Below are 13,509 nucleotides of genomic sequence, written 5' to 3'. Positions count from 1 at the left end.
CTGATGCGCGCCATATTCCTTCATGATCGTGTCGGGCCCGAGCCCCGCACGCCCGAGCGCCGCCATCAGCGCGCCGCAAAACCCGGCCCGCTCCCGGAACGCGGCCGCCGCATAGGCCTGCCCGGGCGCCGCAACGCTGCCTGGCAGCTGAAACTCATGCTCGAAAGCGCCGCGCAGCGTGAGCCCCGATGCCGCCTTCAGCCGCGCCAGCGCCGCGCGCAAGATTGCCCGCGGGCAGCAGAACCAGGGCGCGCCATCCGGCGTGCGGATATCGGCCAGCACGATCCGCTCCGGCGGCAGGCCATCGCCGAAATCCACATCCGCCGCCGCGGCGGGATCGGGCACCATCACCAGATCGCCCAGCGCGCCGAAGGGGCTCGGCGCGATCGCGTCGAAACAGGTGATCTGCACGTTCGTCGGCGTCCAGCCGATCCCCGAGACCGCGCGCCGCTCCAGCTGCGCCAGCGGAAAGGCCTTGCCCTTGAACTTGCCGCAGACATCGGCCGTGCCGGTGAAAACCAGCTCCTCGCGGATCATTGGCCGATCTCGCGCAGCAGGTCTGCGGTGTTCACCTGCCGGCAATAGCCCTTGATCGCGCGCAGCGAGGTGTCGTGGCGCGCCTGGGTCATCGTGGCGCAGGCATCGGGCACCAGCGTCACCAGATAGCCCAGATCGCAGGCATCGCGCACCGCCGATTCCACGCATTGATCGGTGAGGCAGCCGCACAGCACGATCTGGCTCACCCCGAGGTTGCGCAGGATGTAGTCGATATGGGTGGAGATGAAGACCGACGAGGAGGTCTTGGGCAGCACGATCTCGTCCTCGCCCGGCGCAATCTCCTCAATCACCTTGCCGTCCCACGCGCCCTTCGGCACGTTGAACCCGGTGATCTTGTAATCAAGCGAGCGGTCCCGCCCGTCCTTTGTGAGGCTCTCGATCACCGTATACATCACCTCGATCCCGGCCGCACGAAAGCCCGATTGCAGCTTTTGCATGTTGGGCACCGCGATCCGCGCGAGGCGATCGAAGAAATAGCCGCAGCGGGCCTCCAGCTCGGCCGCCGGAATATCCTTGAACTCGCCGCCATCGCGCCGGCAGGAGAAATTCTGCACGTCGATATAAAGGATCGCCGAGCGGGCCGGGTCGAGCGGGATGTCACGGGTGGTCAGGTGCATGGTTTCTCTCTCAGGACAGGGGCAGCGCCGGGCGCAGGGCGCGGGCGATGCGCCCGGCCCAGTCGGCCTGCCCTTCGGGGGTGGCTATGAGGTCGTTGCGGATCTCGATCATCGCATATTCGGTGCCGCGCGCCTCGCCATGGACGGGCAGCGCATAATCGCTCAGATCGTCGGCCTGATAGGGCTCGTTGAAGGCCGCCACCAGCGCCGGATCCTGCGCCCGCAGCGCCGCCATCAGCCTGAGCGAGAGCCGGTCGTCGCGCACATACAGCAGCCCGATCTGCCAGGGGCGCGGCGCGCCGGTGCGGCGCAGCATCGGCGTGAAGCTGTGGATCGTGACCATCCGCGCGCCGGGATGGGCCGCGAGCCAGGCCGCCAGCGCAGCGTGAAACGGCCGGTGCACGGCATCGAACCGCGCCTGCCGCTCCGCCGCCGTAAGCCCGGCATTGCCCGGCACCGGCTCCAGATCGCCCACCTCGGGGATCAGGTCGGGCGCGGCGAAGGGGCGGTTGCAGTCGATCACCAGGCGGCTGTAGCGCTGCAGGAAGAGGGGCGCATCGAGCAGCGCCGAGAGATGGCGCGCCACGCCCTCGGCGCCGATGTCCCAGGCGATATGGCGCAGGCTCGCCTCCGCGCTGAGCCCGAGCCGCCCGAGCCCGGCCGGGAACGCCCGCCCCGCATGTTCGCATACAAGCACCAGCGGCACGCGCCCTTCCGGGTTCACCACCTCGAGCGGCGCGGGATCATCGGGGCCAAGAAGCGGAACGGGATCGGTCATTGCGGAAGCTTTGCCATGGCGGATGCGGGCGTCAAGGGATCAGCACCGTGGTGCCGGTGGTGCGCCGCGCCTCCAGATCCCGGTGCGCCTGCGCGGCCTGCGCCAGCGCGCGGCGATTGACCACATCGGCCGTCACCTGCCCCGAGAGCATCATCTGCCACAGCTCCGCCGCCCGCGCCTCCAGATCGGCCGGTTCGGCGATATAGTCGAACAGCACCGGGCGGCAGGCCGAGAGCGAGCCATTGGCGAGATCGGGCAGCGAGAACCCCTCGATCGGGCCTGAGGACTGGCCGAAATTCACGAAGCTGCCGAAGCGGCGCAGGCAGGCGAGCGAGCCGCGCCAGGTATCGCGCCCGACGCTGTCGTACACCACAGCGCAGCCCGCCCCGCCGGTGATCTCGCGCACGCGGGCCACGAAATCCTCGCGGCGGTAATCGATCACCGCATCATAGCCATGCGCAAGCGCGAGCGCCGCCTTCTCCGGCCCGCCCGCGGTGCCGATCGGCCGCGCCCCGAGCGCGCGCAGCCATTGCCCGAGCAGCAACCCCACCCCGCCTGCCGCCGCATGCACCAGCACCGCATCGCCGGGCTGCACCCGGTAGGTGGAGCGCACCAGATACTGCACCGTCAGCCCCTTCAGCAGGACCCCGGCCGCAATATCGTCCGCGATGCCATCTGGGAGCGGCACCAGCCGGTCCGCAGGCACGATCCGGCGCGTGCGATAGGCCCCGGTGCGCAGCACATAGGCCACGCGCGCGCCCGGGCGCAGGCTAACGCCCGGCCCCACCGCCTCCACCACGCCCGCGGCCTCCGCCCCCGGAACCAGCGGCGTTTCGGGCCAGGGGTAGAGCCCCGAGCGGAAATAGGTGTCGATGAAGTTCAGCCCCACCGCGGTATGGCGGATGAGCGCCTCTCCGGGGCCGGGCGCGCCGGTCTTAAGGTCGGTCCACTCCAGCACCTCCGGCCCGCCGGGCGTCCGGGCGACGATGGCCATATCCATGACAGCCTCCTCAGGCCAGGAATTCGGGATCGACCGGCACCTGCATCGCGGTGACGAGATGGTTCGTCTGCGCGGCCAGCCCGATCACCGCCATCAGCTCGGCATGCTGGGCCTCGGTCATGCCGCGGGCACGGGCTGCGGCCGTGTGCGAATGCACGCAGTACTGGCAGGAGTTCGCAGTGGAAACGGCGATATAGATCATCTCCCGCACCAGCGGATCGAGCGTGCCGGGCGTGGCCATCACTGCCTTCAGCCCCTCCCAGGTGCGCTTCAGCAGCGCCGCGTCATAGGCCAGCGCGCGCCAGAAATTGTTGATGAAATCGCTGCCCCGCGTCGTGCGGATATCGTCGAACACGGCCTGTACGGCGGGATGCGCGGCGGCATCCTCGTCGCTCATGAGCTTCACGGTCGCCATGGGGTCCTCCCTCGGTGGCTGGGACTGGGACGGGGCGCGCTAATGCACCGCCGCATACATGATCTTTTCCTCGGTGGCCTCGGCCGGGGCGAATTCCTCCACGATCCGGCCCTGACGGCAGACCAGGATCCGATCCGACAGGTTCAGCACCTCGGGCAGGTAGGACGATATCACCACAACCGCGAGCCCCTCATCGGCCAGCCGGTTGATCAGCGCGTGGATCTCGGCGATGGCGCCCACATCCACGCCGCGCGTCGGCTCGTCGAAGATCACCAGCCGCGGCGCCTGCACCAGGCCCTTGCCGATCACCACCTTCTGCTGGTTGCCGCCCGACAGCTCCACCACGCGGGCATTGTCGTTGATGGCGCGGATGTTCAGCCGCTGCGACCAATCGGCCGAAAGCGCGCGCATCTCGGCCATGCTGATGCGCAGCGCATGGTTGTGCCCGGAGGCGAGCAGCCCCGAATACAGGTTCTCGGCGATCGACATCGTCTCGAAGAAACCCTCGGCCTTGCGGTCCTCGGTCACATAGACGATGCCGTCCTTCACCGCCGGGCGCGGCACATAATAGCGCACCGGGCGGCCATCGAAGACCACCGATCCGCCGCGCCGGAAATCGCGCTTGGTGATCCCGGCCACGACCTTGAACGTCTCGGTGCGGCCCGAGCCGATCAGCCCGAACACGCCGGTGATCTGCCCCTCGAAAACCGAAAACGACGTGTTGCGCACCATCGCGCCCTGCGACAGGTCCTGTACCGAGAGGATCTTGCGCCCGGCCCGGCGCGCGCCCGCCGCGCTGCGGTCCCGGTAGAGCGCGCCTGAGAGTGTGCGCCCCACCATCGCGGCGATGATGCTGTCGCGGGTGAAATCGGCCGTGGGGCCGGAGGCGACTTTCTCGCCATCGCGCAGGATGGTGATCCGGTCCGAGATCATCAGCGCCTCCTCCAGCGCATGGCTGATGAACACGATCGACACGCCGCGCGCCTTCAGCCGCCGGATCAGGGCGAAGAAATGCCGCTTCTCCTCGGGGGTGAGGGTGGCGGTGGGCTCGTCGAAGATGATCACCTCGGCGTTGTGGTGCACGGCGCGCGCGATCTCCACCATCTGCTTCTTCGCGGCGCCGAGGCTTTCGACCATCGCGGTCGGATCCACCGGGAAGTTCAGCGATTGCAGGAACTGCTGCGCCGAGATGTAGATGCCGCGCAGCCGGTTCAGCGGCTTCTCCGCGCCGAGATACAGGTTCTGTGCCACCGTCATGGAGGGCACGAGGCTGGTTTCCTGAAACACCATGGCTACCCCGGCCTCCAGCGCCTCGGCCGGATTGGCAAACAGGGTCTCGCGCCCCTTGTGGAACATGCGCCCGCCCGAGGGCTCCACCGCGCCCGCCATCATTTTCGTCAGGGTGGATTTGCCCGCGCCGTTCTCGCCCAGCAGGGCATGGACTTCGCCCGGCATCAGCTCGAAATCCACCGCCTTGACCGCGGGCACGCCGCGATAGGCCTTGGTGATGCGCTCCATCCGGATCACGGGCTCCATCACGGCGCCTCCCTGTCTGCGAGGCTCAGCACCAGATCCGCCCCGCGCGAGGCGGCGAGGATCCGCCCCTCCGCCGCGATGGCCGAGCAGATGCCATGCCGGGTGCCATTGGCGCGGCTGTGCCAGCTTTGCACCGGGTTCATGTCGGCATCCAGCCGCACCACCAGGCCCCAGCTGCGCGAGGGCGCCCAGGGCTTGTGCACGCCCATGGTGCGGATGCCGCCGCATTGCAGCGGCTCAAGGAAGCTCTTGCCGGAGCCATAGGCGGGCGCGATCCAGTAGGGCCGCGGCACCTGGGCGATCATGTCTTCGCGGTAATGGGTTTCCTGCAGCACGAGCTCGATCAGCCGGTTGCGCGGCGCGAAAACGGAAAGGAGCGCGCCCCCCGGCGCCGGAGAAAGCCGCGCGGGATAGCCCGGAATATCCTGCAGCACCGGGCGCAGGCCCTGCGCATCGAGCCGCATCAGCCGGTGGCGCCAGCTTTCGGAGAATACGACTCCGCCCGGCGCCGGCAGGAGCCCGTTCGGGAACCCGAGCCCCGTGGCCATCCGGGTGAACCGCCCCGCCTGCGCGCGCCAGAGGGAGCCGCTCGCGCCCCGCGTCATCAGATCCGCAGCCCAATCCGCAGGCGCATGCGCCGCGGAGCCATTGGCAAGCCAGAGCGCCCCCTCGGCATCGAAGGCAAGCGCGGTGATGCAGCGGATCTCGGCGGGCTTTTCCACCGGCGCGCCGTCAAGAAGCAGCGCGCCCGTCTCGAGCGCCACCGCGAGCGCGCCCGAGGGCGACACCGCCAGCGCCGAGACCGGCGCCGCGAAGGGCGCAACCAGCCGCGGCGCCTCCCCCTCGGCCAGCGCATGCAGCGCATTTCCCGAGCTCGCGATCACCTGCCCCTTCCAGAGCGCCAGATTGTCGGGCTCCGGCAGCGCGGCGAAAACGGGGGCCTCCTCCAGCGCAGTATTCGGGCGGAAGGCGCCATCCATCGGCGGGATCGTCACCGCCCTGCCCCGGAACAGATCGAGGATCGGATCGAGGATCATTTGCGCCCCCAGTAGCTGTCGGGCCCGGTCCAGCCCGGATCGGCGCCGTCGATGCGGTAGCGGCCGATGCGGTTATTTAGGATACCGCCGATGAACAGCTCGCCCTTGTGCTCGCGCATCGAGGTGACCATCGGATGCGACTGGCCGCTCAGGTCGCCGAAGGTCTGGATGATGCGGCCGCTGTCGTCGAATTTCACGATGCCGCCGGTGTTGATATTCGGGAACAGCCAGTCGTCCTGCGGCAGGCGGCGGGTCATGCGCTTGCGCATCGCCGGATGGCGCAGCGAGAGATCGAAGCTCGGGGTGCGCATGCCGAGCCAGGCCATCCAGTAGCTGCCATCGGAGGCGCGGTTGATGTTGTCGGTATAGCCCGGCATGTCCTTGATCACGCATTCGGCGGTGCCTGCCTTCGGCCCCTCCAGCCAGTAGCGGTGGATCCGGCAGGCCCAGCTCTCGGCGAAGAACAGCGATTTGCCATCATGCGCGATGCACACGCCGTTGGTGTAGCGGTAGCCCTCCAGCAGCGTCTTCGTGCTGCCGGTGGCAGGATCATAGACCAGGAGCCGCCCGGTGCCGCGGTTCTCGATCGAATCCAGCGCCCATTCATGGGCATCGTAGCGCTTGGTGGAATCGGTGAAATAGATCTTGCCGTCGGGGGCAATGTCGAGGTCGTTCGGGTCGCGCAGGCGGGCATCGTCCTGCACCGAGGTGAGCGTGCGCCGGGTCTCGGCGCTGAGGCGGGTGACGGTGCGGTCTGGCGCGATTTTATAGAGCCCCATCGCGCCCACGCAGGTGATCAGGTTCGCGTCGCGGTCGAAGGCAAGGCCGAGGGGAAAGCCGCCGACATGGGCAAACACCTCCGAGCGGGTATAATCGGGGGCGAAGAAGCGCACGATCTCGCCATGGCGGGTGCCGCAATAGAGATGGTCGTCGCGGTCGAGGATCACGTCCTCCGGCCCTTCCAGTTCACCAAGCCCGATCGCCGCGGCCTCCGACAGGCGGTTGTTGAGCGCGAAGGGCGTGCCGGAGCCCGGCTCCGCCGATTGCGCCACGCCCATCCTGAGGTAGACCGGCGCGACATAGACCTCGTTCAGCACCTTGTGGCGGTTCTTCAGCCAGCGGATGTCGATCGTGACCGCCACTGCCAGCAGGATGCCGAGCACCATCTGGTTGGTGCCGGTGCCATAGCCGAGACGGATCAGGCCGTTCGTCATCACCAGGACGATCACCGCCCCCATCAGCGCCTTCGCGACCGAACCGCGCCCGCCGCCCAGGGCATTGCCGCCAACCACCGCCGCAGTGAGCGCGAGGATTTCCAGCCCCGCGCCCGTGCCCGGCCCCGCGCCCGAAAGCCTACAGGCCACAAGAAACCCCGCCCCGCCCGCGCAGAGCCCCGAGAACACATAGGTGAGAAATACCGTGCGGCGCACCTTCAGCCCGGCGTTATGCGCCGAGCGCCGCGAGCCGCCGACCGCGAGGATATGCCAGCCGATCCGCGCCCGGGTGAGCACCACATGCACCACCGCCGCCAGGATCAGCGCCGCCAGCACCGGGATCGACAGGCCCATCACCGTGCCATCGCCGATGAAATCCCAGGCGTCGGACTGGGCGAAGGAGGTCTGTACCGCGGCGCCGTATTGCACCACCAGAATATCGAACACGGCGCGGCCGATGATGAAGGTCACGAGCGTGGTGAGGAACGCCCGCAGCCGCAGGAAGCCCACCAGATAGCCGTTCACCGCCCCGCAGAGCGCCCCTGTGGCCAGTGCCGCCAGCAGCGCCACGCCTACCGGCTGCTCGAAGATGAAGAAGCTGGCCACCGCCGCGAAGGTGGAGAGCGCGAAGACCGAGCCCACCGAAAGATCGATGCCGCCACCCAGCATCACCACCGTGAGGCCGATGACGACGATGGTGAATTCGCCGAGCTGCCGGGTGGATTCCTGCAGCGAGAACGGGTTGAAGAAGCCCGGGATCGCCGCGCCGAACAGGGCTACGACCGCGACCAGGGCCAGGAAGGGGATGGCATTGTCGGTCCAGCGCTTCGACAGGATCTCGCCGATCAGATGATCGGGGATCAGGTTGTAGCGCAGGGCCTGAAGGCGTTCGCGTGTCGACATGGAAGGTCCGGCGAGAGGGGAGGTCCGGGCCCGGCGGAACCGGGCCCTGCACGATGGGCGCGCTTACTTAATGCCCGCCTCGGCGCGCACATGCGCGAGGCTCCAGCAGCTGGAGGGCGTCAGATCGGCCTTGGTGGTGGCCTTCAGCAGCGAATAGAGCGCGGCCGAGGAGGTGCCCGGCTTCTGCCCCGATTGCAGCAGATACTTGATCATCGCCACCATGTTGGAGCTCTCGGTCGGCAGCTCGGTCATGACCACGGCGTCATAGGTGCCGTCTTCCAGGCGGTCGCAATCGGCCGCCTGCTCGCCGCCACCCGTGGTGACGAGATAGACCTGATCTTGCTTGCCCGCATCGCGGATCGCGGCGGCAGCACCGGTGGCATCGCCGTCCCAGAAATCGATGATGCCGCAGATGTCGGGGTTTTGCTGCAGCATGGTGGTGGTCACGTTCCGCGAAGTGGTCGCATCCCAGTTCGAATCGGGCTTCGCCACGACCTGGAAATCCGGGTATTTCGCCAGAACCTCCATGATGCCCGCATATTGGAACAAGCTGGTCGCGTTGACCTGATCGCCCTGCACGAGGCCGATCTTCTTCGAGGAGCCCTCGCCGCAGCCCTTGACCACCGCCTCGGCCTCCAGCCGGCCGAGCTCGGTCCAGTCCGGCCCGGTGAAGACGTCGGCCTTGAAATTCGCGGGGTTGTCCACGAGGATCACATAGATCCCGGCCTGCTGCGCCTTCTTCATCAGCTTGGAATAGCTGTTCAGATCAGGCGACATCACGATCAGCACATCGGGCTTCTGCGCGGCGGAAATCGCCTCGGTGATGGCCTGGGCGCCCGCCTCCACCGACCAGTTCGGGTCGCGGGTCTCCAGCACACCGCCGAAAGCGTCGATCTCGCGCTTCAGATAGGCCTCCCAGCCCTGCGCCAGATCGAAGCCCATCGCCATCGGCACCAGCATGATGCGCTTGCCCTTCAGCGCCTCGGCATAGGCCTTGGGCGCCGGGTCCTCCAGCGCGAAGGCCGGGTGCAGCGCGCCGAACAGGACGGCGCCGGCCGTGAGCAGGGTCTTCAGTGCGGTCTTCATGGTCGTCCCTCTTTGCTTGATGTGTCAGATATCGCCCTGCTGCGCGGTCTGTTCGTCGCGCGGGTTCAGAAGCCCGTCGACGATGATCGCCGCGAGCAGGATCGCGGATTTGATCAGGTTCTGGTACAGCAGCGGAATATCGAGGATCGTCATGGCATTGAGCAGGATCCCGATGAGCGCGGCGCCGACCAGAACGTTGCGCACGCCGCCCTTCCCCCCCGACAGGCCGATGCCGCCGATGACCGCCACCAGAACGATGTCGTAGAGCTGTGTGGAATTCACCACGCGGGTGTTCATGCTCTGCAGGCTGCCCGCAGTGAGCAGCCCGGCCACGAAGGCGATCAGCGCCGAGAGCACATAGCGCAGCACCATCATCGGCCGCACCGGCATGCCGATGTTGCGCGCCGCGGCCGGATTGTCGCCCGCGTAATAGACGTAGCGGCCCCATTTGCTGAAGCGCAGGAACAGGAAGGTGGCGAAGGCCAAAAGCGCGAAGACATAGACCTCGAGCGGCACATCGGCGAGCCGCGCCCCCGCGAGCCCGGCCAGCCAGTGATCCGCCGGGACCGGCACCGCATCCGAGCCGATCATCTGCGAGCGCACCAGCCCGAAGACGAAGGAGGCGCTGGCCAGCGTCACGAAGATCGCCGGGACTTCGGCATAGGCGATGAGGAAGCCGTTCACGAGCCCGATCGCCAGCACCCCGAGCAGCACCAGCGCCAGCGCCGCCCATGGCGCGGTGCCGTCGTTCAGCATCTGCAGATACCAGGCCACAGACATCGCCATCACCGCGACCATCGACAGATCGATGCCGCGGCCGATGATGATCACCGACATCCCGATCGCGAGGATCCCGAGCACCGAGATCGAGCGCACGATCGCCACCAGGTTCTCCTGTGTCAGGAAGCCGGGCAGCAGAGCCGACGCCAGCACGAAGACCGCCGCCGTGATGATCACGACGATCCGTTCCTGATTGAGGCCTTTCAGCAGGGGCATGGCGAAGATCCGGGGTTGGCCGCGCAGAGCTCAGACGCTAACGGCGCCTGGCAAGCGGCGTCCAATGAATAATTGGTCGCGGAATCAATGCGCAGCCGGAATGGATTTCGGCGCTCAGACGGCGTGCAGCCAGCCCGGCCGCGGCGCCATCTCCGGCTCCGGCAGCGCCTGATCGGCGCGGATATGCGCGCCCAGATCGGCGATGAACCTCTCGGCATAGCCGGGCAGGATCGCGCGGCTGCCCCACATGGCGAAAATGTCGAACCGCACCGGCGTGCCGCGCAGCGCGATCGGACGGCAGCTCAGGCGCTCCGGGTCCGGCCGGGTGCAGGAGGGCACGACGGCGATGCCGTTGCCGCCCTGCGCCATGGCGAAAAGCGTATGCGGCGAATGGCTTTCCAGCGCGATCCGCGGATGGGCGCCAAGCACCCGGCAGGCGGCCTCGAACACCTCGCGCGAGGCGTGGCGGCGGTTCAGCGTGAGGATCGGCTGGTCCAGCAGCGCGCCAAGCTCGATGTGCCGCCCGGCCCCCGGATCTGGCATCAGCGCAGGCACGCCCACCGCGAGGAACCCGAGCACGCCCAGCTGCACCCGGGCGATACTGTCATCGAGCATCGGCGGGGCGGCGCTGACCGTCAGGTGCAGGTGGCCCTCGCGCAGCTTCTGCGCGAGCTCCGGGCCGCCGCCGTCCTCGAGCCGGATCTCCACCCCCGGGTTCTGCCGCTGCCAGGGGCCGAGAAAGCCCGACATGTAACGCTCGATCAGCTGCGAACAGGCCCCCACCTTCAGCAGGCCGGAGCTGCCGCGCGACATGTCCTCGGCCAGGGCATGCAGCTTCTGATCGGCCTGGAGCACCGCATTCACCCGCGCCTGCAGCGCCTCGCCGGCCGGGGTCAGGCGGATGTTGCGTCCGGCCTTCTCGATCAGCCGCACGCCCAGATGCGCCTCCAGCGCCTTGATCTGGCGCGAGAGCGCCGATTGCGTCTGGTTCAGGCGCTCGGCGGCTCGGGTGATGTTCTGCAGGCCCGCCACGGTGGCAAAGGCGGTATAGGTGCGGATGTCCATGCGGTCTCCGGAGCTGGGCGCTCAGGCTAGAGCGCCGGGCGGCGGGCCGTCAATCAGATTGGGAAGCGCCCCGCCCCGGGGCGCCAGCTGCCCGCGAAACAGGCAGATTTGCGGGCGGAAGCGGCGCTCAGCGCCCGCCCGCATCCGGATCGGCCTTGCCGACGCCGCGGAACACCGGGCGCAGCGGCAGCGCCCAAAGCAGCCCCAGCCCGACATAGACCAGAAGCGCCGCCCAGATCGGCAGCGCCCCCCAGCGGGCCTCGGCCCAGTTCACCACGCTCACCGCCACCACGATATAGAGCGGCAGCCCGACAACCAGCGCGAGCAGCGACAGGCGGCGGCGGGCGCGATAACTGAGCATTACTCCGCCCCCCTCAATCGGCGAAGGGATCGGTGACGAGGATGGTGTCGTCGCGTTCGGGGCTGGTCGAGAGCATAGCGACCGGGCACTGGATCAGCTCCTCGATGCGGCGGACGTATTTCACCGCGGCCCCCGGCAGCTCGGCCCAGGAGCGCGCGCCCTGCGTCGAGTCCGACCAGCCTTCCATTTCCTCATAGATGGGCTGCGCCTTGGCCTGCAGCGCCGCCTGCGTGGGCAGGTAGTCGTAATGCACGCCATCGACCTCGTAGCCGACGCAGATCTTGATCGTCTCAAAGCCGTCGAGCACGTCGAGCTTGGTCAGCGCGATGCCTTTCATCCCCGAGAGCGCGCAGGTCTGGCGCACCAGAACCGCGTCGAACCAGCCGCAGCGGCGCTTGCGCCCGGTGACGGTGCCGAATTCATGGCCGCGGGTGCCGAGGCGCTCGCCATCGGCGTCATTCAGCTCCGAGGGGAACGGGCCCATGCCGACGCGGGTGGTATAGGCCTTCACGATGCCCAGCGAGTAATCGACCGCATTCGGCCCGAGGCCGACGCCGGTCGCGGCCTGGCCCGCGATCACGTTCGAGGAGGTCACATAGGGATAGGTGCCGAAGTCGATATCCAGCAGCGAGCCCTGCGCGCCTTCGAACAGGATGCGTTTGCCGGCGCGGCGCATCTCGTTCATCACCTTCCACACCGGGGCGGCATATTTCAGGATCTCGGGGGCGACCGCGCGCAGATCGTGCAGCAGCGCCTCGCGGTCGATCGCTTCGAGCCCGAGGCCCGCGCGCAGCGCATTGTGGTGCACCAGAGCGCGGTCCACCCGGCTTTGCAGCGTTTCCTCATCGGCCAGATCCGCGACCCGGATCACCCGGCGGCCGACCTTGTCCTCATAGGCCGGGCCGATGCCGCGGCCGGTGGTCCCGATCTTGGAGCCGGAATTGGAGCGCGCGGCCTGCTCTTCGCGGGCGCGATCCAGCTCGCCGTGGAACGGCATGATCAGCGGCGTGTTCTCCGCCACCATCAGCGTCTCGGGGGTGATCTCCACGCCCTGCTCGCGGATCGAGGCGATCTCCTTCAGCAGGTGCCAAGGGTCCAGCACGACGCCATTGCCGATGACCGACAGCTTGCCGCCGCGCACCACGCCCGAGGGCAGCGCGTTCAGCTTGTAGACCTTGCCGTTGATGACGAGCGTATGGCCCGCGTTGTGCCCGCCCTGAAAGCGCGCGATCACATCGGCCCGCTCGGACAGCCAGTCGACGATCTTGCCCTTGCCCTCGTCGCCCCATTGGGCGCCGACCACCACGACATTGGCCATTTGCCACTCCTGATAGGTTCGTGAAACCGTGCGTTCTATAGCGGGGCCGGGCGTCCGGGGAAACCGGTTTTTCCCGCAGCCCCGTATATCCGAGGCTTGCGCCCCGGGCGCCATGCGCATAGATAGGCGCGTCGGTTGAAAGAAGGCCCCGCCCCCCTATGGAAAACGTCGTCCTGTCGGTCCACCTGATCCTTGCGCTGCTGTTGATCGGCGTCGTGCTACTGCAGCGCTCCGAAGGCGGCGGCCTCGGCATGGGCGGCTCGGGCACCGGCGTCATGACCGGGCGGCAGGCGGCGAACGCGCTGACCAAGCTGACCTGGGCGCTGGCGGCGGGCTTCATCGTGACCTCGCTCACGCTGACGGCACTGGCCGCGCACAAGGCGGGCGGCAGCTCGATCCTCGACCGGATCCTGCAAGAACAGCCCGCACCGCAATCCACCGGCGTGCCGAATGTGGAACTGCCGCCGCCGTCGGCGGATGCACCCGCCACGCCGCCGGCCGCAGATGCGCCGGTGACGCCGCCTGCGGCAAACTGACACCAGACCTAGCGGCGTCAGCTTTACTTCATCTCAAATTGTAGCGGGGCGGTTGCGGGCGCGCCCCGAATCGGATAGATATCTAGTCC

13 protein-coding genes and 1 pseudogene are annotated in these 13,509 nt (G+C 68.0%); 1 reads left to right on the top strand and 13 read right to left on the bottom strand.

The window, feature by feature from the left end; translation table 11 throughout:
• From ACOMG5_RS11120 to ACOMG5_RS11060, 13 genes and pseudogenes are all read right to left on the bottom strand, one after another.
• Nucleotides 1-537 (bottom strand): annotated as a pseudogene (locus ACOMG5_RS11120) (glutamine synthetase); the annotation flags it as partial.
• The gene (locus tag ACOMG5_RS11115) at nt 534-1,175 is read right to left on the bottom strand and encodes an isochorismatase family cysteine hydrolase (protein WP_420343868.1); all 642 of its coding nucleotides are present in this window, start codon (nt 1,173-1,175) and stop codon (nt 534-536) included. The gene ACOMG5_RS11115 and the pseudogene ACOMG5_RS11120, both read right to left, overlap by 4 nt.
• 10 nt (nt 1,176-1,185) lie before the next feature.
• A complete protein-coding gene (locus ACOMG5_RS11110) occupies nt 1,186-1,953 on the bottom strand; it encodes an N-formylglutamate amidohydrolase (protein ID WP_420343867.1) in 768 nt (255 codons plus the stop codon).
• A gap of 31 nt (nt 1,954-1,984) precedes the next feature.
• Nucleotides 1,985-2,953 (bottom strand): quinone oxidoreductase family protein, encoded by a 969-nt coding sequence (locus tag ACOMG5_RS11105; protein WP_420343866.1) that lies wholly within the window; start codon nt 2,951-2,953, stop codon nt 1,985-1,987.
• 10 nt (nt 2,954-2,963) lie between these two features.
• Nucleotides 2,964-3,368: a carboxymuconolactone decarboxylase family protein gene (locus ACOMG5_RS11100; protein ID WP_420343865.1), complete on the bottom strand. Its 405-nt coding sequence runs from the start codon at nt 3,366-3,368 to the stop codon at nt 2,964-2,966.
• A 39-nt stretch (nt 3,369-3,407) separates the two neighbouring features.
• On the bottom strand, nt 3,408-4,904 hold the full coding sequence (locus ACOMG5_RS11095; protein WP_420343864.1) for a sugar ABC transporter ATP-binding protein: 1,497 nt from the start codon (nt 4,902-4,904) through the stop codon (nt 3,408-3,410).
• Nucleotides 4,904-5,941, bottom strand: coding sequence for a hypothetical protein (locus ACOMG5_RS11090; protein ID WP_420343863.1), 1,038 nt, complete (start codon nt 5,939-5,941; stop codon nt 4,904-4,906). The genes ACOMG5_RS11095 and ACOMG5_RS11090 overlap by 1 nt, the downstream gene beginning before the upstream one ends.
• The gene (locus tag ACOMG5_RS11085) at nt 5,938-8,058 is read right to left on the bottom strand and encodes an ABC transporter permease (protein ID WP_420343862.1); all 2,121 of its coding nucleotides are present in this window, start codon (nt 8,056-8,058) and stop codon (nt 5,938-5,940) included. The genes ACOMG5_RS11090 and ACOMG5_RS11085 overlap by 4 nt, the downstream gene beginning before the upstream one ends.
• 63 nt (nt 8,059-8,121) lie before the next feature.
• Nucleotides 8,122-9,144 carry a sugar ABC transporter substrate-binding protein gene (locus ACOMG5_RS11080; protein ID WP_420343861.1) on the bottom strand — a complete coding sequence of 341 codons (1,023 nt, stop codon included), beginning with the start codon at nt 9,142-9,144 and terminating at the stop codon, nt 8,122-8,124.
• 24 nt (nt 9,145-9,168) lie between these two features.
• The gene (locus ACOMG5_RS11075; RefSeq protein ID WP_420343860.1) at nt 9,169-10,140 is read right to left on the bottom strand and encodes an ABC transporter permease; all 972 of its coding nucleotides are present in this window, start codon (nt 10,138-10,140) and stop codon (nt 9,169-9,171) included.
• Nucleotides 10,141-10,254: 114 nt separating this feature from the next.
• Nucleotides 10,255-11,205, bottom strand: coding sequence for a LysR family transcriptional regulator (locus ACOMG5_RS11070; protein WP_420343859.1), 951 nt, complete (start codon nt 11,203-11,205; stop codon nt 10,255-10,257).
• Between the two features lie 127 nt (nt 11,206-11,332).
• Complete coding sequence (locus ACOMG5_RS11065) at nt 11,333-11,566, bottom strand: DUF2842 domain-containing protein (RefSeq protein WP_420343858.1); 234 nt, start codon at nt 11,564-11,566, stop codon at nt 11,333-11,335.
• Between the two features lie 13 nt (nt 11,567-11,579).
• Entirely contained in the window at nt 11,580-12,884 is a 1,305-nt protein-coding gene (locus ACOMG5_RS11060) for an adenylosuccinate synthase (RefSeq protein ID WP_420343857.1), read from the bottom strand.
• Between the two features lie 158 nt (nt 12,885-13,042).
• Between ACOMG5_RS11060 and secG the strand changes: the two genes are divergently transcribed.
• Complete coding sequence (secG, locus tag ACOMG5_RS11055; protein WP_420343856.1) at nt 13,043-13,420, top strand: preprotein translocase subunit SecG; 378 nt, start codon at nt 13,043-13,045, stop codon at nt 13,418-13,420.
• The last annotated feature ends 89 nt before the right edge of the window (nt 13,421-13,509 follow it).

It is taken from the genome of Paenirhodobacter sp. (genome assembly GCF_041916475.1).
Classification (GTDB): domain Bacteria; phylum Pseudomonadota; class Alphaproteobacteria; order Rhodobacterales; family Rhodobacteraceae; genus Rhodobacter.
The sequence above is the reverse complement of the archived record's forward strand: the minus strand, read 5'-3'. Positions and strand labels throughout refer to the sequence as shown.

What these genes read in the sequence shown, in the direction of transcription:
- ACOMG5_RS11105 (WP_420343866.1), bottom strand. Translation starts at nt 2,953, where the DNA reads ATGGATATGGCCATCGTCGCCCGGACGCCCGGCGGGCCGGAGGTGCTG.
- ACOMG5_RS11060 (WP_420343857.1), bottom strand. Translation starts at nt 12,884, where the DNA reads ATGGCCAATGTCGTGGTGGTCGGCGCCCAATGGGGCGACGAGGGCAAG.
- ACOMG5_RS11075 (WP_420343860.1), bottom strand. Translation starts at nt 10,140, where the DNA reads ATGCCCCTGCTGAAAGGCCTCAATCAGGAACGGATCGTCGTGATCATC.
- ACOMG5_RS11065 (WP_420343858.1), bottom strand. Translation starts at nt 11,566, where the DNA reads ATGCTCAGTTATCGCGCCCGCCGCCGCCTGTCGCTGCTCGCGCTGGTT.
- ACOMG5_RS11080 (WP_420343861.1), bottom strand. Translation starts at nt 9,144, where the DNA reads ATGAAGACCGCACTGAAGACCCTGCTCACGGCCGGCGCCGTCCTGTTC.
- ACOMG5_RS11115 (WP_420343868.1), bottom strand. Translation starts at nt 1,175, where the DNA reads ATGCACCTGACCACCCGTGACATCCCGCTCGACCCGGCCCGCTCGGCG.
- ACOMG5_RS11085 (WP_420343862.1), bottom strand. Translation starts at nt 8,058, where the DNA reads ATGTCGACACGCGAACGCCTTCAGGCCCTGCGCTACAACCTGATCCCC.
- secG (WP_420343856.1), top strand. Translation starts at nt 13,043, where the DNA reads ATGGAAAACGTCGTCCTGTCGGTCCACCTGATCCTTGCGCTGCTGTTG.
- ACOMG5_RS11110 (WP_420343867.1), bottom strand. Translation starts at nt 1,953, where the DNA reads ATGACCGATCCCGTTCCGCTTCTTGGCCCCGATGATCCCGCGCCGCTC.
- ACOMG5_RS11100 (WP_420343865.1), bottom strand. Translation starts at nt 3,368, where the DNA reads ATGGCGACCGTGAAGCTCATGAGCGACGAGGATGCCGCCGCGCATCCC.
- ACOMG5_RS11090 (WP_420343863.1), bottom strand. Translation starts at nt 5,941, where the DNA reads ATGATCCTCGATCCGATCCTCGATCTGTTCCGGGGCAGGGCGGTGACG.
- ACOMG5_RS11095 (WP_420343864.1), bottom strand. Translation starts at nt 4,904, where the DNA reads ATGGAGCCCGTGATCCGGATGGAGCGCATCACCAAGGCCTATCGCGGC.
- ACOMG5_RS11070 (WP_420343859.1), bottom strand. Translation starts at nt 11,205, where the DNA reads ATGGACATCCGCACCTATACCGCCTTTGCCACCGTGGCGGGCCTGCAG.